The organism is Roseomonas aeriglobus (assembly GCA_016937575.1).
Classification (GTDB): domain Bacteria; phylum Pseudomonadota; class Alphaproteobacteria; order Sphingomonadales; family Sphingomonadaceae; genus Sphingomonas; species Sphingomonas aerigloba.
Genome location: JAFHKN010000002.1, coordinates 2,023,827 through 2,045,226 on the forward strand (window position 1 = coordinate 2,023,827; position 21,400 = coordinate 2,045,226).

General features: G+C 68.8%; 17 protein-coding genes. 1 reads left to right on the forward strand and 16 read right to left on the reverse strand.

Annotated features, from left to right (window positions below):
* The first annotated feature begins 118 nt into the window (after window positions 1-118).
* Entirely contained in the window at window positions 119-427 is a 309-nt protein-coding gene (locus JW805_10185) for a hypothetical protein (protein MBN2972383.1), read from the forward strand.
* Between the two features lie 200 nt (window positions 428-627).
* Here JW805_10185 and JW805_10190 read toward each other — a convergent pair whose 3' ends face one another.
* The 16 genes from JW805_10190 to JW805_10265 all read right to left on the reverse strand — a co-directional run bounded on the left by JW805_10190 (window position 628) and on the right by JW805_10265 (window position 21,242).
* Window positions 628-1,770, reverse strand: a complete 1,143-nt coding sequence (locus JW805_10190) for a DUF1501 domain-containing protein (GenBank protein MBN2972384.1) — start codon at window positions 1,768-1,770, stop codon at window positions 628-630.
* A gap of 4 nt (window positions 1,771-1,774) precedes the next feature.
* Window positions 1,775-3,277, reverse strand: coding sequence for a DUF1800 domain-containing protein (locus tag JW805_10195; protein MBN2972385.1), 1,503 nt, complete (start codon window positions 3,275-3,277; stop codon window positions 1,775-1,777).
* A gap of 97 nt (window positions 3,278-3,374) precedes the next feature.
* A complete protein-coding gene (locus tag JW805_10200) occupies window positions 3,375-4,541 on the reverse strand; it encodes a deoxyguanosinetriphosphate triphosphohydrolase (protein ID MBN2972386.1) in 1,167 nt (388 codons plus the stop codon).
* On the reverse strand, window positions 4,538-6,403 hold the full coding sequence (locus JW805_10205) for an SPOR domain-containing protein (protein MBN2972387.1): 1,866 nt from the start codon (window positions 6,401-6,403) through the stop codon (window positions 4,538-4,540). Before JW805_10205 ends, JW805_10200 begins: the two co-directional genes overlap by 4 nt.
* A gap of 1,024 nt (window positions 6,404-7,427) precedes the next feature.
* Window positions 7,428-8,942 (reverse strand): cell division protein FtsZ, encoded by a 1,515-nt coding sequence (gene ftsZ, locus JW805_10210; GenBank protein ID MBN2972388.1) that lies wholly within the window; start codon window positions 8,940-8,942, stop codon window positions 7,428-7,430.
* Window positions 8,943-9,056: 114 nt separating this feature from the next.
* On the reverse strand, window positions 9,057-10,319 hold the full coding sequence (gene ftsA, locus JW805_10215; protein MBN2972389.1) for a cell division protein FtsA: 1,263 nt from the start codon (window positions 10,317-10,319) through the stop codon (window positions 9,057-9,059).
* Between the two features lie 24 nt (window positions 10,320-10,343).
* The gene (locus JW805_10220; GenBank protein MBN2972390.1) at window positions 10,344-11,240 is read right to left on the reverse strand and encodes an FtsQ-type POTRA domain-containing protein; all 897 of its coding nucleotides are present in this window, start codon (window positions 11,238-11,240) and stop codon (window positions 10,344-10,346) included.
* On the reverse strand, window positions 11,237-12,154 hold the full coding sequence (locus tag JW805_10225; GenBank protein MBN2972391.1) for a D-alanine--D-alanine ligase: 918 nt from the start codon (window positions 12,152-12,154) through the stop codon (window positions 11,237-11,239). The genes JW805_10220 and JW805_10225 overlap by 4 nt, the downstream gene beginning before the upstream one ends.
* Before the next feature lie 70 nt (window positions 12,155-12,224).
* Entirely contained in the window at window positions 12,225-13,298 is a 1,074-nt protein-coding gene (murB, locus tag JW805_10230; GenBank protein MBN2972392.1) for a UDP-N-acetylmuramate dehydrogenase, read from the reverse strand.
* The gene (locus tag JW805_10235; GenBank protein MBN2972393.1) at window positions 13,283-13,477 is read right to left on the reverse strand and encodes a hypothetical protein; all 195 of its coding nucleotides are present in this window, start codon (window positions 13,475-13,477) and stop codon (window positions 13,283-13,285) included. Before JW805_10235 ends, murB begins: the two co-directional genes overlap by 16 nt.
* Window positions 13,474-14,880, reverse strand: a complete 1,407-nt coding sequence (locus JW805_10240) for a UDP-N-acetylmuramate--L-alanine ligase (GenBank protein MBN2972394.1) — start codon at window positions 14,878-14,880, stop codon at window positions 13,474-13,476. Before JW805_10240 ends, JW805_10235 begins: the two co-directional genes overlap by 4 nt.
* 139 nt (window positions 14,881-15,019) lie before the next feature.
* Window positions 15,020-16,165, reverse strand: coding sequence for an undecaprenyldiphospho-muramoylpentapeptide beta-N-acetylglucosaminyltransferase (gene murG, locus JW805_10245; GenBank protein ID MBN2972395.1), 1,146 nt, complete (start codon window positions 16,163-16,165; stop codon window positions 15,020-15,022).
* Window positions 16,166-16,175: 10 nt separating this feature from the next.
* Window positions 16,176-17,390: a cell division protein FtsW gene (locus JW805_10250; protein MBN2972396.1), complete on the reverse strand. Its 1,215-nt coding sequence runs from the start codon at window positions 17,388-17,390 to the stop codon at window positions 16,176-16,178.
* Window positions 17,387-18,517 (reverse strand): UDP-N-acetylmuramoyl-L-alanine--D-glutamate ligase, encoded by a 1,131-nt coding sequence (gene murD / locus JW805_10255; GenBank protein ID MBN2972397.1) that lies wholly within the window; start codon window positions 18,515-18,517, stop codon window positions 17,387-17,389. The genes JW805_10250 and murD overlap by 4 nt, the downstream gene beginning before the upstream one ends.
* 266 nt (window positions 18,518-18,783) lie before the next feature.
* The gene (locus JW805_10260; protein ID MBN2972398.1) at window positions 18,784-19,854 is read right to left on the reverse strand and encodes a phospho-N-acetylmuramoyl-pentapeptide-transferase; all 1,071 of its coding nucleotides are present in this window, start codon (window positions 19,852-19,854) and stop codon (window positions 18,784-18,786) included.
* Window positions 19,854-21,242: a UDP-N-acetylmuramoyl-tripeptide--D-alanyl-D-alanine ligase gene (locus tag JW805_10265; GenBank protein ID MBN2972399.1), complete on the reverse strand. Its 1,389-nt coding sequence runs from the start codon at window positions 21,240-21,242 to the stop codon at window positions 19,854-19,856. Before JW805_10265 ends, JW805_10260 begins: the two co-directional genes overlap by 1 nt.
* Between the last annotated feature and the right edge of the window lie 158 nt (window positions 21,243-21,400).

Here is a 21,400-nt window from a genome sequence, read left to right on the forward strand (position 1 = left end):
AGGAATTGCAATCGCGATCGCAACACGTGCGATTGTCCCTATGTTGCAGTGCAATATGATCCAGATGTCAGACGGGAACCGCGATCGACGCTTCCCCGACATCATTCGGAGACCTGCTATGTTCAAGCTGCTCAGCATCATCGCGACCCCTGCTCTCGCCCTTGTTGCCACCGCTGGCATCGCCGGCGAGCCGACGAAGAGCTTCACGCACGACGGCGTCACCTATCGTTACGAAAGCACCAAGACGGCAGACGGGGCTACCGTTCTGACCGGCACCGCGCTGCCGCAGGGCGACGCGTTCCGCCTGGTCGTCCGCAACGGTGTCGTCACCGGCCACGCCGGCGCCCGCCCGGTCCGCTTCTCGGTCGCATCGGCCAAGGGTGCCCTCGCCCGTGGCACCGCCGACCGCACCGCCAGCGCGGACTGATCCCCCTCCTCCCCTGCCAGGGGAGGTCGCAGGCCAAAGGCCTGACGGAGGGGAACGGCAGGTCGATCCCGCCCCGCGGGACCTCAGATTGCCGGGGGCAATCTAACCTGCCGTCCGCTCGCGATAGCGGGACACCCCTCCACCATGCTGCGCGCGGGCCCCCTCCTCTTGCCGGGGAGGATCGCGGTCCCCGTTCGAGGCTACGCCAGCCCCTCGACCGCCTTCACCGCTCCCGCCTTCGGGAAGAGCGCTGCGACGGTGCGGGCCGGATCGATCCCGAAGTGCGACGCCGCAGCGCCTGCGATGAAGCCGTCCAGGCTGGTCGTCGGCTTGAGGTCGCGGCCTTCGAACAAGTTCGCCGGCGTAAGTCCCGGCCAGTCGGCCAGCACCCGGCCGCCCTTCACCCCGCCGCCGAACAGCATCGCCGCCGATGCCGTGCCGTGATCGGTGCCGCCGGTGCCGTTAACGGCGACGGTGCGGCCGAATTCGGTGGCGACCAGCACCATCGTTTCCTTCCACGCCGGGCCCATGCCCGTCTTGATGGCGGCGATCATCGCGTCGAGGCCCCGCAACTGCCCTGCGAGCCGGGCTTGCTGGCCGCTGTGCGTGTCCCAGCCGCCTGTCTCTATCATCGCGATGCGCGCCCCGTCGGGCGGAGCGAGCAGCTTGGCTGCCAATGCGCCGGTCGCCGCCGCGTTGCGGCCATCGTCGGCGGCGATATCTCCAGTCAGGTTGCGCGTCGCCATCGCCTGTTCCCACAAGCCATGCAGTTGCGCGTCGCCGGCGTAGAGGTGTGTCACCCGCGCCAGCAGGTCGTCGGTCGCATCGGGCAGCACGGACGGGGCATAGGACGCGACCTCGACCCGCCCCCGGAGCGCCATCGGCACCGTCGCCGCGATGGCGATGGCACGCGTATCGCCCTGCGGCAGGACCGTCAGCAGGCGGTTGAGCCATCCGTCCTTGACCGCATAGGCCTGCGCTCCGCCGGTCTCGAGTACATTCTGACCGTCGAAGTGCGAACGGTCACGGTATGGCGATGCGATGGCGTGTGCGAACAGCGCCTCGCCGCTGCGGTACATGGCCGCCGATTGCGCGAGCATCGGATGCAGCCCGAACATGCCGTCGAGCTTCTGAAACGGCCCGTCGGCGAGCACGCCCCGCGCCGCGGCATAGGCCGGGTCGGCATAAGGCACGAGCGTGCCGAGCCCGTCGGCGGCACCGCGCTGAATGACGAACACGAAGCGCCTGGTCGTCGGCGCGGCGGCGAAAGCGATCCGCGGGGCGAAGGTCGCACCCAGCATGGCGAGGCCCGCGGACGAAACGACATGTCGACGCGTGACCATGGGCTTATCTCCGCATGAAATCGGGGGACACCAGCAGCAGCGCGAGGCCCTGCGGCGGACTTTCGGCACGCGCGATGGCCTGGGTCGTCGCCGGGCTGGCGCCGCCGGGAAACAGCTCGGCCGCGCGTTCCCGCGGGTCGATGATCTGGCCGGCACGGTTTGCGAACCGCTCCGCCGCTTCGACGCGGCGCAGGACCGCATCGGGACCGGCCCAACTTGCGGCCACGTCGTCCCACCCCGCGGGCGACCCCGGCCGCCACACCGGCTGCCCGAGCTGCTGGAGCAGGCCGACGGTCTGCGGCGTGCCGAACTCGCTCAGACCCAGCCCACGAAGCGTCGAGACGGACCAGTCCCACGGGGTCTTGAACTTCGCGGCCTGCGGCACCCAGGCCTCCGGCGCCGCGATCAGCGCACGATAGACGGTCGGCAGATCGCCGTCCGATTGCAGGAACGCCGCCTCCACCCGCGCGACCGCGGCCGGGGGCGGATCGTCGGCAACGAAATGGCGGACGAGCTTGGTCGCGATATGTCTGGCGGTTGCGGGATGCGCGGCGAGCATGTCGAGCACCGCGGACGCCTGGGCCACGCCCGCCTGTGCATAGCTCCTGCCGAGGATCGTGCGCGTCCCCGGTTCGTGCAGTCGCTCGGCGAACAGGAAGCTGCCCGGCGCGGCGCCCGGCGCGCGCCCGACGCCGCGCCCGAGCCCCGCGACCGTCCAGCCGGTCATCGCGCGGGCGAACTCGGTCACGTCGGCCTGGGTATAGCCGGTGCGCGCGCCCAGCGTGTGAAGCTCCATGATCTCGCGCGCGAGATTCTCGTTCAGCCCGAACTTGCGCTGCGCCGCCGCCGGGCGCTGCGCGGCGACCGTCGCAAACGCCGAGTTCGGCCCGACCGACTGCGCCTGATCGAGGAACAGCAGCATCGCCGGGTGCCGCTCGACAGCGAAAAGCATGTCGCGGAAGCTGCCGAGCACATGCGGTCGGATCGCCTCGAATTCGAACGGGCCGGCAAAGGGCGCGACGCGCAGGCCATCGGCGGACACGGCGAAGTGGTTCGCCCAGAAATGCACCAGCCGCTCGACGAACGGTGCGGGCGTCGTCAGCGCCGCGTTCATCCTCAGGCCGATCGAACGCGTGTAGAGGCTTTGCCCCTGACGGCGAAGCGCGACGCGCATCCGCTCCGCCTCGCTCGGCAGCGTATCGTCGGCCTGCGCGACCTGACGCGGTCCGGCGGGGCGCCGGTCGGTTGGTGCCATCGCAGGCTCGGCCATCATCGCCGCAGCAGGGGCCTGCGCACGGCGTTCCTGCCGCACGTCCTGGCGGATCGCCTGATATTGCTGGATCTGCTGCGCCGCCTGGGCCCCGGTGGGCGCATCGGCCAGCACCGCAGGACGCGGCTGGTAGCGGTCGAATTGCGCGACCAGCCATTTGCGGGGATCAGCGGGCGGCGCCTCGCCGGGCCGGGCGCCCAGGCCGAAGCGATTCAAGGCAACGACGGTATCGGACATCGCGGTCGATCTCCCGGTCTCCCGAGCGGGACTACGCCTGTCCTGTCGCAGAACTGTGTCAGGCGCGCGGTTCGTCGCAGCAGCGGCTCGGCTGGCGTCAGAACCCTTCGGGTAATGCGACCGGGCCGGCGATGTCCTGGAACCGGCGGATGGCGTAGCGATCGGTCATGCCCGCGATGAAGTCGGCGATGTGGCGACTGCGGAACGGCTCTGTCTCCGGCATGCGCTCGCGCCACTCGGGCGGCATTGCGGACGGATCGGCACGATAGGTCTCGAACAGCCCGCTGACGATCGTGCGCGCGGTATCGGCGGCGGCCAGCTGGTTCGGGTGGTGATAGAGATTGGCGTACATGAAACGCTTCAGCGTGCGTTCGTCCTCGCGCATCGCGTCGGAGAAGCGGCCGAGCGTGCGGCCCGCGGCGCGGACGTCGTCGACCGTCTCCACCCCCGCCTCCGCCACCGCGGCGCGAGTCGTCTCGATCAGGTCGTTGACCATCGCGCCGATTTGCGAGCGGATCAGTTCGCCGATCAGCCGCTCGGCCGGTACGCCGGGGAAGCGGCTGCACACCCCCTGCCAGCCGCGCGCGACCAGCGGCACGGCGAGCAGCTGGTCGAGCGTCAAGAGCCCGGCGCGCAGGCCGTCGTCGATGTCGTGATTGTCATAGGCGATGTCGTCGGCCAGCGCCGCGACCTGCGCCTCGAGGGAGGCGTGGCTGGTCAGGTCCAGCGGCATCTCGGCATCGACCGCGGCCAGCGCCCAGCCGGGTTCGTGAACCGGGCCATTGTGTTTGGCGAGCCCCTCCAGCGTGTCCCAGGTCAGATTGAGGCCGGGCCACATCGGATAGGGCGAATCGAGCCGGGTCAGCGCACGCAGCGTATGGCCGTTGTGATCGAACCCGCCATGACCCACCAACGCGGCCTCCAGCGCATTCTCGCCCGCATGGCCGAACGGCGGATGGCCGATGTCGTGGGCCAGGCACAAGGCCTCGGTCAGATCCTCGTTCAGCCCCAAAGCACGCGCGATCGTCCGACCAATCTGGGCGACCTCGATGCTGTGCGTCAGCCGGACGCGGAAATGATCGCCATCGGGCGCCAGAAACACCTGCGTCTTGTGGCGCAAGCGGCGAAAGCTGATCGAATGGATGATGCGGTCGCGGTCGCGCTGAAACGCGTCCCGGGGCCCGCGCGCCGATCCGCCCGGTTCCGGATGGAGCCGCCCCCGGGTCGCGTCCGGGTTTGCGGCCCAGCTGGCACGGGCGATCACTTGGTCGCGAGCCTGCTGACCTTCTGTCCTGCCGGGCTCTGCCACGCGAACGCGGATGTGCCATCCTTCTTGAGGGTATTGACGAGGGCCATGGCCTCTTCTTGCGATTTGAACGGCCCCGTCAACAGCCGGTTCGTCGCGCGTAGCGGCGTGGTATAGGCGCCCTTGCCCTTCAGCGCGGCGGACTTGGCCGTCACGCGCTTCCAGTCCTTGTCCAGATCGTCCTCGTTCGCACCGCCCGCGACCTGCACCCACCAGCGCTGTGGCTCCGCCTTGGTGGGGTCGGGCTTCTTCGCATCGGCGACCTTCTTGGCTTTGGCCTCAACGTCTGCCTTCGCCTTGGCGTCTGCAAGCTTCTTCGCCTTGAGGTCCGACAGTTTCGCGTCGGCCTGCGCCTTCGCTTCCGCCTTCTTGTCGACAGGGACCTTCTTCGCGTCGGCTGACTTCGTTGCCTTTACTTCGGCTTCGGCGGCCGCAGTCTTCGATGCGCGCGTAGGCTTGGCGGTCGACCGCGGGGCGGCCACCTCGAGTTCGGCGGCGGGCACGTCGATCTTCTCGATGATCGAGGCGAGCAGTTGCGTGTTTCGCCGTGCGACCTCGGGCGTGCGCACCGTCGGCACCGGGCGGGCGACGGCTTGTTGCACGACGGGGACCGGCGTGGGGGTCGGACTCGGCGCCGGTGCCTGCGCCACCCGGCGGGTCGGAAGGGTCACGACCTCGACGGGAACCGGTTGGGTCGGGACCGGCGCCGGCGGCTCTGCAACCGGCGTCGGTGTCGCAGCGGTGACGACCGGGGCCGGAGTCGGTGTGGGTGCCGGTGTCGGTAGCGGCGAAGGTGCGGGCGCTGCGGCTGTCGTGAAGCTTGATGAGGCGCGCACCACGGTCGGCGACGCCGCCCCCGACGCGGTCAGGCCCGAGGGCACCGTGGTAGAAGCCGCCGCCGCTACCTGTACCGGCGCGGGCGTCGGCGCTGCAACCTGTACCGGCGCGGGAGTCGGCGCAGGGGTCGGCGCTGGCGCCGGTCGCACGAGGGGCAGGACCGGCGCGCGCATTTCGCGACTCGCCACCTGAACCCCCGCCTGCCCGCCCGGCGCCGGCGCCATTCGGGCATCGGCCATTCGCGCCGCGCTCGGCGACAACTGGCCGAAATGCACCGCAAAGGCGCGATCGGTTGCCGGCAGGGTCGTCAACCGCGCAAGAAACGGCGCCAGCGCGGAGCCGCCGGCCATCATATTCGTGGCGATTTGCCGCGCCTGCGGCTGGTCCCCCGCCATCGCCAGCACGAACGCCCAGGCACGCCATGCCGCGCGGTCGTTGCGACGCAGCAGCGGGTCAAGCAGCGTCAGCGCCTCGTCGCGCTTGCCGGCAATGCCGAGCGACAGGCCGAGCCGACGAACCGTCTCGTCATCGGGCGACAGCGTCAACGCGCGACGATAATCGGCCTGCGCCAATGCGCCCTGGCCGGTCAGGTCGTACGCCAGCCCGCGCTGTCCCAGATAGCTGTCCATGCCGACGCCGGCACGCTCGGCCTGCCCATAGAGGCGCAGCGCCTCCACCGGCCGTTCCATCGCCACCAGGATCGACGCACGCGCCGCCTGCAACCGCGGGTTGGTGGCATCGACCGTCTGCGCCCGCGCAAGAAAACCCATCGCCGCCGCCGTGTCGGCCAGCCGAACACTCAATTCGCTTGCCTGGAGCAGCGCCGACACGTCGCGCGGGTTCTGCGCCAGAACGCGCATCTGTGCTGCCAGCGCATCGGCCGTCGGCGTTGGCGCTGGCATCAGATGCTGGGCCATGACGCCCGCCGGAACGACGGCAAGCGCGATCGCCGCGACGCCGGAACGGAAATGTCGAAGTCTCATCTGTGACCGTACCTGAGCGCCCGCGCGCCTGAACCTGCGCTGTCGACGCCGCAATCTTGCGTCGAACCGTCTGAAAATACGGATGAAATCGACGGATGGGACGTTCGGCGGACGCGCATTGCAGGCTCTGCCTAGCAGGTCGGCGCGGAAACGGGGAGTCGGGAGGGGGGCGGCTTCGTCGCCGATTTGTGTCGGGATGGCGCGGTTGGGGCTCTGTGGATCCTCCCCGGCACGGGGAGGCGTGTTGGCGCCCGCTCGCCACGCCGATCCTCCCCGGTACGGGAGGGGGCCATGCGCAGCATGGTAGAGGGGGCGGGCCGCGAGCGAGTCGCCTGCGGAAGCCCCCCTCCACCACCGCCTGCCGCGGCGGTCCCCCTCCCCTTGCAGGGGAGGAGTGTTGGCGCCCGCTCGCCATGCCGATCCTCCCCGGTACCGGGAGGGGGACCATGCGCAGCATGGTGGAGGGGGCGGGCCGCGAGCGAGTCGCCTGCGGAAGCCCCCCTCCACCACCGCCTGCGGCGGCGGTCCCCCTCCCCTTGCAGGGGAGGAGTGTGACGGCGCCCGCTCGCCAAGCCGATCCTCCCCCTGCAGGGAGGAGTGTGATGCCGCCCGCTCGCCATGCCGATCCTCCCCGGTACGGGGAGGGGGACCATGCGCAGCATGGTGGAGGGGGCGGGCCGCGAGCGAGTCGCCTGCGGAAGCCCCCCTCCACCACCGCCTGCGGCGGCGGTCCCCCTCCCCTTGCAGGGGAGGAGTGTGACGGCGCCCGCTCGCCATGCCGATCCTCCCCGGTACCGGGAGGGGGACCATGCGCAGCATGGTGGAGGGGGCGGGCCGCGAGCGACTCGCCTGCGGAAGCCCCCCTCCACCACCGCCTGCGGCGGCGGTCCCCCTTCCCTTGCAGGGGAGGAGTGTGACGGCGCCCGCTCGCTACGCCGATCCTCCCCGACACGAGGACGACTTTGGCCGAAAACAAAACGGGCGCCGGTTGCCCGACGCCCGCTTTCGATTTCTCCAACCAGTCTTACTGGTTGTTCTGGCGGTGCAGGAAGCGGGGGATGTCGACCGGCGACTTGCCGTCGGTATCGTCCTCTGCCTTCGGACCGCGGCCCGACATGCGTTCGAACAGCGTACCGCCCATCTTCACGCGCGGGGCCGGTTCGGCCGGGGCCGCAGGCTCGTCAGCCGCGCCAGTCAGCCAGCGGCGACGGATCGCCGGTTCCGGCGGGACGTCGCCGTAACCCTGCGGCTGCGGCTGCGGCTGCGCCGGCGCCTGTGACGGCGGCACGTCCATCATCGCATCCGAGCCGAGCACGAGCTCATCGTCTTCCGCACGCGCCGCGACGGCAGCCGGCGAGGACACATGGGTCGGCTCGTCATAGCCGCCGGCATCGACCTGGGTCGGGACCGGCGCCGTCGTGCCATAGGTGTCTTCCGGCGCAGGCGCCGGTGCCGGCTGTGCCGCGACCGGAGCGGCGACCGGGGCCGCAGCGGGCTCCGGACGGCGCGGGGCGTTGAACGAGAAGACACGCGGCGCTTCGGCGACCGGCGCAGGCGGCGCTTCGCCTTCGGCCATCGCCTCTATGCCGGTCGCGACGACCGACACGCGGATCTTGCCTTCCAGGTCCGGGTTGAAGGCCGACCCCCAGATGATGTTCGCGTCCGGATCGACCAGTTCGCGGATATGGTTCGCGGCTTCGTCGACTTCGAGCAGGCGCATGTCGTCGCCGCCGGTGATCGACACGATGACGCCCTTGGCACCGCGCATCGACACGCCGTCGAGCAGCGGGTTGGCGATCGCCTTCTGCGCCGCTTCGATCGCGCGGGCATCGCCCGAGCTTTCGCCGGTACCCATCATCGCCTTGCCCATCTCCTGCATCACCGAACGGACGTCGGCGAAGTCGAGGTTGATGAGACCCGGCATGACCATCAGGTCGGTGATGCCGCGCACGCCCTGCTGCAGCACTTCGTCGGCCAGCTCGAACGCTTCCTTGAAGGTCGTGTTGGCGTTGGCGATCAGGAACAGGTTCTGGTTCGGAATGACGATCAGCGTGTCGACGAACTTCTGCAGTTCCTCGATGCCCGCTTCGGCCGACTGCGCGCGGCGCTTGCCCTCGAACGCGAACGGCTTGGTCACCACGCCAACGGTCAGGATGCCCATGTCGCGGGCCGCCTTGGCGATGACCGGGGCCGCACCCGTGCCGGTGCCGCCGCCCATGCCGGCGGCGATGAAGCACATATGTGCGCCCTCAAGGCTCTTCTGGATCTGCTCGATCGTTTCCTCGGCCGCGGCGCGACCGATCTCGGGCCGCGAACCGGCACCCAGGCCCTGGGTGATCTTGGTGCCCAGCTGGATGCGCGTCGGCGCCTCCGACTGCTTCAACGCCTGCGCGTCGGTATTGGCGACAAGGAACTCGACCCCCTGCACATCGGCGCGGATCATGTTCGCGATCGCGTTGCCGCCCGCGCCGCCGACGCCGATCACGCTGATGCGCGGCGTCAGCTCATCGACGTCGGGGGGAAGGAATTCGATGCTCATGCCCTGGTCTCCCAAGGACCCCAATTACTCCGGGGCCCACCTGTTTACTGTCCCGTTTTGCACCAACACTCGAGTTTCGACTAGGGCCAAAACGGGGAAAGCCGTCGCAAAACGTTAATAATTCGCCCGAAATGCCGACATCAGCCGTTGCAGCAGCGCGCCGCCCTTGGGTCGCGCGACCAGCTGGCCACCGCTCGGCTCGATCGCGCGCAGGTCGATCGGGTCGGATGCGGCAAAGGCGGCGAGCCCTGCAAGCGTCGCGAACGCCGGCCCTGAATGCGCATCCGGCAAGGCCGACAACCCGCGCGGCCGCCCGACGCGGACCGCCCGCCCCAGCGCCTGCTGTGCGTAATCGGCGATGCCGCGCAGTTCCGATCCGCCGCCCGTCAGCACGATCTGCCGCCCGACCGGATCGTCGAAGTTCAGCCGCTTCAGCTCCTTGGTGACCTCCGCCATCAGCCGTTCGAGCCGCTGGCGGATCACGGTGTTCAATTGGGCGCGCGTGATGCGGGTCACTTCCGCATCGCCGTCATGGCTGATCGGCGCGACGTCGATCATCTCGTGGTGATCGCGCGGACTCATGTTGGCCGAGCCGTGGAAGCATTTCATCCGCTCCGCCTGCGCGCGACGGGTGCCGAACGCCGAGGCGATATCGTCGGTGATGTCGGCGGCGCCCATGCCGATCGACGCCAGGCTGGCGAGGACGCCTTCGCGGAACACGCTGACGTTGGTCACGCCCGCGCCGATTTCGACCAGCGCGACGCCCAGCTCGCGCTCCTCCTCGGACAGGCACGACAGGCCGGTCGCGACGGGGGCGGCGATGATCGACTTGACCTCAAGATGCGCCGAGCGGACGCACAGGTCGAGATTGCGGACCGGCGAGCCGTCGGTCGCGACGACGTGGATATCGACGCCCAGCTTGTCGGCATGCAGCCCCAGCGGGTTGCGCACGCCGTTGCGCCCGTCGAGCGTGTAGCGCATCGGCTGGGCGTGGAGCACCATCCGCCCGCCGGGATCGATCGCGTTGCGCCCGGCGCGCAGCAGGTCGTCGATATCGGCCTGTTCGACACGGTGGCCGCCTAGGTCGACTTCCAGCTTCACGACGTCGCTGACCAGGCCACCGGCCGAGAAGCTGACCCAGACATCCTCGATGTTGAGGCCTGCGATCCGCTCGGCCTGCTCGACCGCCTCGCGCACCGCGGCTTCGGTCGCGTGCATGTCGCTGATATAGCCACGCTGGACACCGCGGCTTTCGCGCTGGCCGGTGCCGAGCACGACCAGCTCACCGCCGTCGCCCTTCTGCGCGATCAGCGCCGATACCTTCGACGACCCGATGTCGAGTGCGGTGATGAGTTCTTCAGGCCCTGCCTTCGCCATTGCCTTGCCCCTGTGTGACGCCGCTCAGGCGCCGTCCCCCGTCATCGTCTTGGCGTTGGTCGCGCCACCCGGCAAACGCAACACCATTCGTGTCGGATCGCGCAAGTCAAAGCTCAGATAGCCGCGCCCGAGCAGTCGGTCGCGCGCGTCGAGCTGCGAAAACTTGGCCAGCGCCCTCGCCGCGGCCTCCTCGCCCTCGGGCAGCGACAGCTTCTCGCCGCTCGCGAACAGCAGGTCCCAGCGGCGATCGCCGACCCAGGTCGCGGCCTTCACGATCCGCTTGAACTGCGGCGCGGCGTTCATCAGCGTCTGATACTGCGGCTCGCGTTCGTTGGCACCGTCGCCGATCACGAGCGGCAGCGGCGGCATCGCGTCGGGCGACACCGGCTCCAGCGGCTTGCCGGTGACGTCGATCAGCATCAGCTGGCCGTGGTTCTGCCAGATCGCGACGGGCTCGCGCTCGACGATGTCGATCACCAGCATGTCGGGCAGTCGGCGCGACACGCGTGCATCGGCAATCCAGGGATAATCGAGCAGCTTGCTGCGCACGCCCTCCAGATCGATCAGCGGCATCGCCCGGCTGCGCTGGTCGAGGGCGACGGCGTAGATCGTCATCCGGTCCATGCGATTGGTGCCGGTGACCTCGATCCGATCGACCTTCAGCCCCGCACGCCCGACCGTTTCGGCCAGCGCCGTACCGATCGTACCGGGAATGCCCAGCCACGCGGCCATGACGATCAGCACGCCGAGCGCCGCGGCGAACATCGACCAGCCGGTCGCCTTGCGCAACGTCTGTTCGCTGACCGGAATCGCCGCGACGGCGCGGTCCAGCAGGCCGACCTTCTTCGCCGGCTTGCGACCGCCGCGGCCGCTCGTCTGCGGGCGACGCTTCAGCGTGCGTTTGGCGGGTGCGCGGCTCATCGGCGACCGAGGGCCTCGTCGACGATCCACTGGACCAGGTCCGGGTAGCTGATCCCGCAATGCGCGGCCTGTTCGGGCACGAGGCTCAGCGGCGTCATGCCCGGCTGGGTATTGACCTCCAGCAGGAACAGCCCGTCGACACCGCGTTCGTCGTCCCAGCGAAAGTCGGAGCGTGACGCGCCCTTGCAGCCGAGCAGGCGATGCGCGTCGGCGGCGATGCGCTTGCAGGCATCGGTGATCTCGTCGGGGATCGCAGCAGGGAAGACATGTTCCGTCATCCCGTCGGTGTATTTCGCGTCGAAATCGTACCAGCCGGACTTGGGCCGCAGTTCGGTGACGCCGAGCGCGCGGTCGCCGAGCACCGCGGTCGTCAGCTCGCGCCCGCGGATGTACGGCTCGGCCAGGAGTTCGGCGAAATCCTGCCACGGGCCCGCCACGTCGCGACCGATCGGCGAGCCGTAATTGCCGTCGTCGGTGACGATCGCCACGCCCAGCGACGACCCTTCGTTGACCGGCTTGACCACATAGGGCCGCGGCAGGGGGTCGCCCTCGAACAGCTCGGCCGACTTCATCATCCGCCCGCCGGGCATCGGGATGCCGTGGGGGACGAGCTGGTTCTTGGTCAGCACCTTGTCGACCGCGATCACGGACGTCGCAAGGCCGCTATGCGTATAGGGAATGCCCATCAGGTCGAGCATGCCCTGCACGGTCCCGTCCTCCCCCGGTGCGCCGTGAAGCGCGTTGAAGACGAGATCGGGCTTCGCCTCGCTGAGGCGCGCAGCGACATTGCGGTCCATGTCGATGCGCGTGACGCGGTGACCGAGCGATTCCAGCGCGTCCGCAACGCCGGCGCCGGACATCAGCGATACGGGGCGCTCGCCCGACCAGCCGCCCATGAGGACCGCGATGTGCAGGGGAGCGGTCATAGCCCTCTCCCCTTCAGGGGAGAGGGTTGGGAGAGGGGCAGTGCCGCGAGCGAAGGCTTCATTGGTCATGCCCCTCTCCCCGGCCCTCTCCCCTGAAGGGGAGAGGGAGACTTATCCCCACCCGCTGGATTTCCCACTCCAGCTCGACCCCGCTGGTTGCCTTCACCCGTGCCCGCACGTCTTCGCCCAGTCCTTCGATATCCGCGCTCGTCGCGTCGCCGGTGTTCAACAGAAAATTGGTATGTTTCTCGCTGACTTGCGCCCCGCCCCGCGTCAATCCGCGACAGCCGGCGGCGTCGACCAACGCCCAGGCCTTGTGACCGTCCGGGTTCTTGAAGGTCGATCCGCCGGTCTTGCTGCGCAGCGGCTGCGACGCCTCGCGCGCGGCAGCGATGCAGTCCATCTCCGCCTGAATCGCGGCAGGCTCGCCCGCCTCGCCGCGAAACGTCGCACCGACCACGATCGCGCCATCGGGCAGCGTCGAGTGGCGATAGGTGTAGCCCAGCTCTTCGACCGCCAGCGTCCGCCGCTCGCCCGATCGCAGGATCACGTCGGCGGATACGAGTACGTCGGCGGTCTCCTTGCCGTACGCGCCGCCGTTCATCCGCACGAAGCCGCCGACCGTGCCGGGGATCGAACGGAGGAATTCGACGCCCGCGATACCCGCGTCGCGTGCGGTGGAGGACACGAGGATGCCGCTCGCCCCGCCGCCGCAGGTCAGCGTCAGGCCATCCGCCGCGACCTTGGCGAACGGCTTGCCGAGACGAATGACGACGCCGGGGACGCCGCCATCGCGGACGATCAGGTTGGAGCCGAGCCCGAGCGCCATCACCGGCACATCGGGCGCGAGCGCGCGGAGGAAGTCGCAGAGGTCCTGCACGTCGGCCGGCTCGAACAGCCACTGCGCGGCGCCACCGGACTTGAACCAGACGAGGGGTGCGAGCGGGGCATTGGGGGTCAGACGGCCGCTGACGCTAAGCTCCTCCCCGGCACGGGGAGGGGGACCAGCCGCAGGCTGGTGGAGGGGGCTCTCCGCGAGGGCTGCACCAAGAGGCGCCCCCCCTCCACCACCGGCTACGCCGGCGGTCCCCCTCCCCGTGCCGGGGAGGATTTCGGTCACTTCCAACCCCATAGCTTTGCCCAGGCCTGGAATGCCTTCACATTCGCCTCGGCCGCCTTCTGCGTTACGTCCTGCGCGGCGGCGACCTGCTTGCCGGCATCGAGCATCTTCTGCGCGGCATCGAGCTGCGCCTTTTGCGCCAGCAGGATCTCGCGCTGCATGTCGATCGCGATCGAAAAGAAATCGCTCATGCCCGCTTCCCTTCGATTGCTGACGCCAGACCGGCGGCCCATTTGGTGATGTCGCCCGCGCCCAGGCAGATGACCTGGTCGCCGGGGGCAAGGTCATTCGCCAGCACGCCTGCCAGATCGTCGGCGTCCGCCACGGTCGCGGCCTGGCGGTGTCCGCGACGCTTCAGCCCCTCGACCAGCGCATCGGCATCGACGCCCTCGATCGGCGCCTCACCCGCGGCGTAGACCGGGGTCACATAGACCGCATCGGCGTCGTTAAACGCCCCCTGGAAGTCGTCCATCAGATTGCCGAGCCGCGAGAAACGGTGCGGCTGGACGACTGCGATCACGCGGCCCTGCGCACTCTCGCGCGCCGCCGACAGCACCGCGCGGATTTCGACCGGGTGGTGGCCGTAATCGTCGATGATCGTCGCACCGGCCACTTCGCCGACCTTGGTGAAGCGCCGCTTGACGCCCGAGAAGCGCTCGAACCCCTTCTGGATCGTCGCATCGTCGATGCCCAGTTCCAGCGCGACGCCGATCGCCGCCAGCGCGTTCTGGACGTTGTGGCGGCCGGGCATCGGCAGTTCGATGCCCTCAATCGAACGGACCGAGCCATCGCGGTGGCGGATCAGCGCCTCGAACCGGTTGCCGCCGGGATAGGGCTGGACGTTGACCCCGCGTACGTCAGCGCTTGCCGCGAAACCATAAGTCACGATCCGCCGATCACGGACGCGCGGGATTAGCGCCTGCACTTCCGGATGGTCGAGGCACAGCAATGCCGCGCCGTAGAAAGGGACGTTCTCGACGAACTCGACGTAAGCGTCCTTGGCACGCTCGAAGCTGCCATAGTGGTCGAGGTGTTCGGGATCGATGTTGGTGACGACCGCGATCGTGCCGTCGAGACGCAGGAAGCTACCGTCGCTCTCGTCGGCCTCGACGACCATCCAGTCGCTCGCACCCAGGCGGGCGTTGGAGCCATAGCTGTTGATGATCCCGCCGTTGATGACGGTCGGATCGACGCCGCCCGCATCGAGCAGCGCGGCGACCATCGACGTCGTCGTGGTCTTGCCATGCGTGCCGGCGACCGCGACGGTCGACTTCAGCCGCATCAGCTCGGCGAGCATTTCCGCGCGACGGACGACCGGGATGCGGTTGCTGAGCGCGGCTTCGACTTCGGGGTTACCGCGCTTGACCGCGGTCGAGGTCACGACGACCGCGGCGTCGGTGACGTTCTCCGCCGCATGGCCGATCGTGACCGCGATGCCGCGCTTGCGCAGGCCTTCGATCACATAGCCCTCGGCCACATCACTGCCCTGCACCTGGTAGCCGAGGTTGTGCATCACCTCGGCAATGCCCGACATGCCGATGCCGCCGATGCCGACGAAGTGGATCGTCCCGATGTCGGTCGCGACGCCTTTCAAAGCTCGTTCCTCCCCTGCAAGGGGAGGTGGCGCGCGGAGCGCGACGGAGGGGTGTCCCCCCCATCGATAGCGCGACACCCCTCCGTCAGGCCTGCGGCCTGCCACCTCCCCTTGCAGGAGAGGATCGTAAACTCGCCGCTCACGCGAAGGCCTCCTTGCGCTGGGGACTCACCACCGGCGGCCGTGCCGGCTGGGCATCGATGCTCTCCACCAGATCGGCCAGATCGCGCGCCGCATGCGGGCGGCCACAACTGCGCGCGCGGGTGGCGGCGTTGGCCAGGCCGTCGGTGTCGAGGCCCAGGCGCTGCATCTGCTTGGCGAGTTCGGCTGCGGTGAAGGCCGGTTGGGCGATGGTGCGCGCACCGCCCGCTTTGGTGATCTCGCGCGCGTTGGCGGTCTGGTGGTCGTCGGTCGCGATCGGCAGCGGGACCAGAATTGCGGGACGACCGGCGGCGGTCAGTTCGGCAATGGTCGATGCACCTGCGCGCGCGATGACCAGATGCGTCCACGCGAGATGCTCGGGCATGTCGGGCAGATAGGTCGCGGTTTCGGCCGGGATGCCGTGCTCGGCATATTTCGCCCGCACAGCGTCGATATCCTCGATCCGCGCCTGATGCGTCACCTGCAATCGGCGGCGGAAGTGAACGGGCAGCAGCGCAAGCCCATCGGGTACCACCTGGCTGAGGATGGTCGCCCCCTGGCTGCCGCCGGTGACGAGCACGCGGAACACCCCGTCTTCATCCAGCATCGGATAGGGCCGCTCGCGGATCTCGAGGATCGCGTCGCGCACGGGATTGCCGACGAGGTGAGTCTTGGCCTTGTACGCCGACTTCAGCCGCGCGACGTCGGCGTAGGAGGTCGCGATGCCGGCGACCCTGCCCGCCACCAGCCGGTTGACGCGGCCGAGCACGGCGTTCTGCTCGTGAATGATCGTCGGAATGTTTTCCGCGAACGCCGCCAGCAGCGCCGGGAAGGCAGGGTAACCGCCGAAGCCGATCACCGCTGCGGGTTTGAAGTTCCGGTATAGCTCACGCGCCATCGCCCGGCCGGCGAGCATCTTGCGCCCCGCCTTCAACCAACCGACCGGCCCGCCGGCGAAACGGCCGGCCGGCAGCACATGCGTCTGGATACCGTCGAACAGGTCGGGAAAGCGCACGCCGCGATCGTCGCTGACCAGCGCGACGCGGTGGCCCCGACGGGTCAGTTCGGCCGCCAGCGCCGCGGCGGGCACCATATGGCCGCCCGTTCCGCCGGCGGCGAGGACGTAGTGACGAGACTTGGGCATCTGGGTGGACTTACCGAACGATGTAGGGTGATCGGTGCAGATACGGGTTCCGGCGGGTAAAGGCGAGCAGCAACCCCATGCCGATCGACAGCGCGATCATCGACGATCCGCCGTAGCTGATGAACGGCAGCGTCATGCCCTTCGATGGCGCCAGCCCCGTGTTCACCGCCATGTTGATGGTCGCCTGCACGCCGAACTGCGACGCGAGACCGGCGGCGGCGAGCAGGCGGAAAGCGTCTTCCTCGTCCAGCAGCTTCACGAACACGCGCGCGACGATGGCGAAGAACAGGATAGCGATGACCGCGCAGGCGAGCAGGCCGAATTCCTCCCCCACCACCGAATAGACGTAATCGGTATGCGCTTCGGGCAGGCGGAACTTCACCACCCCGCCGCCCGGCCCCGTGCCGGTCAGCCCGCCGGCGGTGATCGTCGCATGGGCCATGTCGGTCTGATAATGGTCCGCGCCCGGCCCGCCGTGGTCGGGGAACAGGAAGTTGTCGATGCGGATGCGCGCCGTGTCGTAGAACACATAGGCCGCGACGATGCCGACCAAGCCAGCCCCGATCATGCCGCCGATGATCTTCGGGTTCACGCCGGCAACCATCAGCAGGATCAGCCACACGCTGCCGAAGATGATCGTCTGGCCGAAATCGGGCTGAAGCATCAGCGCGCCGCCGACGACCGCGGTCAGTGCGAAGGTGACCGGGACCATCGGCAGGCTGGGGTCGCGTGCGCGCAACGACAGCATCCATGCGATGGTGACGATGAAGACGGGCTTCAGGAACTCCGACGGCTGGAATTGGGCGATGCCCGCGCCGATCCACCGCCGGGCGCCGTTCACTTCGACGCCGACGAACGGGGTGACGAGCAGCAACAGGCCGAAGAAGACGCAGGCCCCCAAGGCGAATCGCCGCGCCGCGACGGGGGGCAGCATGGAGAATAGCAGCAGGACCGGGATCGACACCGCGACCCACATCACCTGGCGCCAGAAATAATACATCGGCGCCAGCTGATGGTTGAGGCCCGAATAGCGCTGTGCCGTCGCCGGGCTGCCCGCGGCGACCGCGATCAGGCCGATCGCGATCAGCAGGAACGCGAGCAGCAGCAGGACGCGGTCGAGTTCCCAGAACCACATCGCGATGGGTCCGCGGTTGCCGCGACCGAGCCGTTCGTCGACCCGACTGCGAAAACCCTTGGAAGAGGAGGAGCGCGCCATGTCGGTCATGCTAGCGCCTCGACAGCGACACGGAAACGGGCGCCGCGGTCTTCATAGTCCTTGAACTGGTCGAACGAGGCGCAGGCCGGGGACAACAGCACCGTCTCCCCCGCTCGCGCATTCGCCGCGGCATCGCGAACGGCTTGTTCAAGCGTCCCACTTTGGGACACCGGCATGTCGCGTTCGAGCAACCGCGCGAACAAAGGCGCCGCCTCACCGATGACATAGGCGTGCGCGACATGGCCAAAGCCTGCACGGCACGCGTCGAGATCGTCGGTCTTGGCCTGCCCGCCGACGATCCAGTGGATGCGGTCGAACGCCGCCAGCGCGGGCGCGGTCGAGGTCGGGTTGGTCGCCTTGCTGTCGTTGACGTAGAGTACGCCGTTAACGGTCGCGACGCGTTCCATCCGGTGTGGCAGGCCGGGAAAGCTCTCGAGACCCCGGTCGATCGCGGCATTGTCGATGCCCAGCGCCTCGCACGCGGCGATCGCGGCAAGCGCGTTCTGCGCATTGTGCGGGCCCTGTAGCGCCGGCCAACGCGACTGATCCATGCAGACGCCGGGCGCGATCTTGGCCACGTCTTCGGCGCGGCCGGCGCGCGCGACCTGCTTGGCGACCGCTGCGGAGGCCTCGTCGCCGATACCGATAATCGCGGCATGGCCGGTCGACTGCATCGCGAATAGCCGCGCCTTCGACGCGGCATAGCCCTCGAACCCATCGTAGCGGTCGAGGTGGTCGGGCGTGACGTTCAGCAGCACCGCGACGTCGCAGTCGAGGCTGTGCGTCAGGTCAATCTGATAGCTCGACAGTTCGAGGACATAGACCCCGCCCTCGGGCAGCGGGTCTTGTTCGAGGATCGGAAGCCCGATGTTGCCACCCAACCGCGTCGGCAGCCCCGCCGTCTCGCAGATATGGGCGATCAGCGCGGTGGTGGTCGACTTGCCGTTGGTGCCGGTGATGCCGACGACCTTGTGCGGCGGCAGCTCGGCGCGCGCCTGAGCGAAGAGTTCGATGTCGCCGATGATCGGGACGTCACCGGCGTGGGCAACGATCGGGTGACGGTTGAGCGGCACGCCCGGCGACACGACGACGCCGGCGAAGCCGGTCAGGTCGATGGTCAGCGGGTCGGCGAGCACGAGATCTTCCCCGGCACGGGGAGGGGGACCAGCCGCAGGCTGGTGGAGGGGGCTATCCACGAGAGACGCACCATGAGGCGCGCCCCCTCCACCGGCTTCGCCGGTCCCCCTCCCCGTGCCGGGGAGGATTTGGGTGCGGCGACCTTCGTTCGCGTCCCAAGCGACCACCTCCGCCCCGCTCGCCACCAACGCACGCACCGTCGCGGCGCCCGAGCGGGCCAGGCCCAGGACGGCGTATTTCCTATCAGCCCAGGCGCTGCTCGTAATCACCGCAGCTTCAGCGTCGACAGGCCGGCCAGCGCCAGCACGAGGCTGATGATCCAGAAGCGGATGACGACGGTCGGCTCCGACCAGCCGAGCTGTTCGAAATGATGGTGGATCGGCGCCATGCGGAACACGCGTTTGCCGGTGCGCTTGTAGAAGAACACCTGAATGATGACGCTCATCGCCTCGACGACGAACAGCCCGCCGACGATGCCCAGCACGATCTCGTGGTGCGCCGTCACCGCGATGGTGCCGAGTGCGCCGCCGAGCGCGAGGCTGCCGGTATCGCCCATGAACACCGCCGCCGGGGGCGCATTGTACCAGAGGAAGGCGAGCCCGCCGCCGATGACCGCCCCGCAGAAGATGGCAAGATCGCCGGCGCCCAGAACATGCGGAATCCCGAGATACGCGGCGTAGCGTGCGTTACCTGCCAAATAGACGATGATCATGAAGGTCACGCTGGCAATAATCACCGGCATCGTCGCCAGACCATCCAGGCCGTCGGTCAGGTTCACCGCGTTGCCGAAGGCGACGATCGTGAAGGCGGCGAACACAATGTAGAGCGGCCCGAGGTCGACCGAGAAATAGCTGAAGAAGGGCACGTACAGGTTGGTGCCGTTGTAGCGGGTGATGACCCAGGCGGCCGCCGCTGCAATCACGAATTCGCCCAGCAGGCGGACCCGGCCCGAGACGCCCGCGGTGCTCGCTTTGCGCACCTTGTCATAATCGTCGAGGAACCCGATCATCCCGAAGCCGAGCGTCACGAACAGGCAGGCCCACACATAGGGGTTGCGCAGGTCCATCCACAGGAAGACGCTCAACGACAGCGAGGTCAGGATGAGCAACCCGCCCATCGTCGGCGTGCCGACCTTCGCGAGATGGGTCTGCGGCCCATCGAGGCGGATCGGCTGCCCCTTGCCCTGGCGGACGCGCAGCCAGCCGATGAACTTCGGCCCGATCAGCAAACCGATCAGCAGCGCGGTCGCCACCGCCCCGCCCGAACGAAAGCTCAGGTAGCGGACGAGGTTCAAGACCCCGGGAAAGCCGAGCTGTTCGGCGATCCAGTAGAGCATCAGTCCCCCGTCCCTGCCATTGCCGGGGTCTTGAGCGCGGCGACCACCGCCGACAACCCGATCCCGTTCGAACCCTTGATGAGCACCGCGTCCCCCGGCGCGAGCACGTCGATCAGACGCGCCCTTGCCGCTGCGGCATCGGGCACATGGACGAAATCCATCCGCCCCTCAAGCGCTTGCGCCAGCGGCAGCATCTCCGCACCCACCAATATGGCGTGGGAAATACCCGCTTCGTCGATAGGTCCGACAAGTGCGGCATGATAGGCGGCGCTGTCGTCGCCCAGTTCCCGCATGCCGCCGAGCACGGCGATGCGGCGGCGATCCTCCTGGGCGATGACCGCCAGCGTCGCGCGCATCGAACTGGGATTGGCATTGTAGCTCTCGTCGATCACCAGCGCCTCGCCACCGGCCACCCGCGCGAGGAAGCGCTGCCCGCGCCCGGGCAAGCCGGCCAAGTCGGCAAGCGCCAGGCCGGCGAAGCCCAGGTCGCCGCCCGCCGCATCGACCGCGGCGAGCACGGCCAGCGCATTCGACACCCAATGCACGCCGGGATGGGCGATGGTGAAGCTCAGCTCGCGATTATGGACGCGCGCCGTGACGAAGGTTCCGCCACTTTCGACGCGCATCGTCTCCACGGCGCGGACATCGGCGCCCGCCCCGCTGCCAAAGGTGACGATCCTGCCGGCATAGGGCCGCGCCGCCGCCAGCAGCCGATCGCGGTGCGGGCTGTCGAACGGCACGATCGCGGTGCCGCCGGGTTGCAGGCCTTGGAAGATCTCGCCCTTCGCGTCCGCAATCGCTTCCTCGCCCGAGAAGAAGGCGGTGTGCGCCGGTGCAATGGCGGTCACGATGGCGACGTGCGGACGAACCATGCTGGTCAGGACCGACAGCTCGCCCGCGTGGTTCATGCCCATTTCGAACACGCCGAACCTGGTCTCGCGCGGCATGCGGGCGAGCGACAGCGGCACACCGGTATGGTTGTTGTAGCTCTTGACCGACCAGTGGACCCGGCCCGGCATCGCGCGGTCAAGGGCGGCGGCCAGCGCTTCCTTCGTGCCGGTCTTGCCGACCGATCCGGTGACGCCGATGATGGTCGCGTCGACCCGGTCGCGTGCGGCGCGGCCCAGATCCTCCAGTGCCGCCATCGTGTCATCGACCCGCACCGCGGGATAGGTCACGCCCTCGCTGGTTACCGCGCCGGCCGCACCGTTGGCGAAGGCGCCGCCCAGGAAGCGGTGGCCGTCGGTCGCCTCTCCGGTCAGCGCGAGGAACAGGTCGCCCGGGCCGACTTCGCGCGAGTCGAAGGTGACGCCGGTGACGCCGAAGTCCTGGTTCGCCCGGCCGGAGGTAGCGGCGGCGATTTCGGTGGAGGTCCAGAGGGGAGTCATAGCCCCTCCCTATAAACCGTCACCCCCGCGAAGGCGGGGGTAAATTGGCGCAGGTGGCCGTTTTGAGTCGAGAAGCCAGCCAGAATTGATCCCCGCCTCCGGGGCACCCCACGAAGTAATAGTTCGTGGGGGCCCCTACGCGGGGATGACGATCGAGG

Coding starts and splice junctions, on each gene's coding strand:
- JW805_10190 (MBN2972384.1), bottom strand. CDS start 1,770: ATGGTCACGCGTCGACATGTCGTTTCGTCCGCGGGCCTCGCCATGCTG.
- JW805_10185 (MBN2972383.1), top strand. CDS start 119: ATGTTCAAGCTGCTCAGCATCATCGCGACCCCTGCTCTCGCCCTTGTT.
- JW805_10235 (MBN2972393.1), bottom strand. CDS start 13,477: ATGAGCGATTTCTTTTCGATCGCGATCGACATGCAGCGCGAGATCCTG.
- JW805_10250 (MBN2972396.1), bottom strand. CDS start 17,390: ATGACCGACATGGCGCGCTCCTCCTCTTCCAAGGGTTTTCGCAGTCGG.
- JW805_10265 (MBN2972399.1), bottom strand. CDS start 21,242: ATGACTCCCCTCTGGACCTCCACCGAAATCGCCGCCGCTACCTCCGGC.
- JW805_10260 (MBN2972398.1), bottom strand. CDS start 19,854: ATGCTCTACTGGATCGCCGAACAGCTCGGCTTTCCCGGGGTCTTGAAC.
- JW805_10220 (MBN2972390.1), bottom strand. CDS start 11,240: ATGAGCCGCGCACCCGCCAAACGCACGCTGAAGCGTCGCCCGCAGACG.
- JW805_10205 (MBN2972387.1), bottom strand. CDS start 6,403: ATGAGACTTCGACATTTCCGTTCCGGCGTCGCGGCGATCGCGCTTGCC.
- murB (MBN2972392.1), bottom strand. CDS start 13,298: ATGGGGTTGGAAGTGACCGAAATCCTCCCCGGCACGGGGAGGGGGACC.
- ftsZ (MBN2972388.1), bottom strand. CDS start 8,942: ATGAGCATCGAATTCCTTCCCCCCGACGTCGATGAGCTGACGCCGCGC.
- ftsA (MBN2972389.1), bottom strand. CDS start 10,319: ATGGCGAAGGCAGGGCCTGAAGAACTCATCACCGCACTCGACATCGGG.
- JW805_10195 (MBN2972385.1), bottom strand. CDS start 3,277: ATGTCCGATACCGTCGTTGCCTTGAATCGCTTCGGCCTGGGCGCCCGG.
- murG (MBN2972395.1), bottom strand. CDS start 16,165: ATGCCCAAGTCTCGTCACTACGTCCTCGCCGCCGGCGGAACGGGCGGC.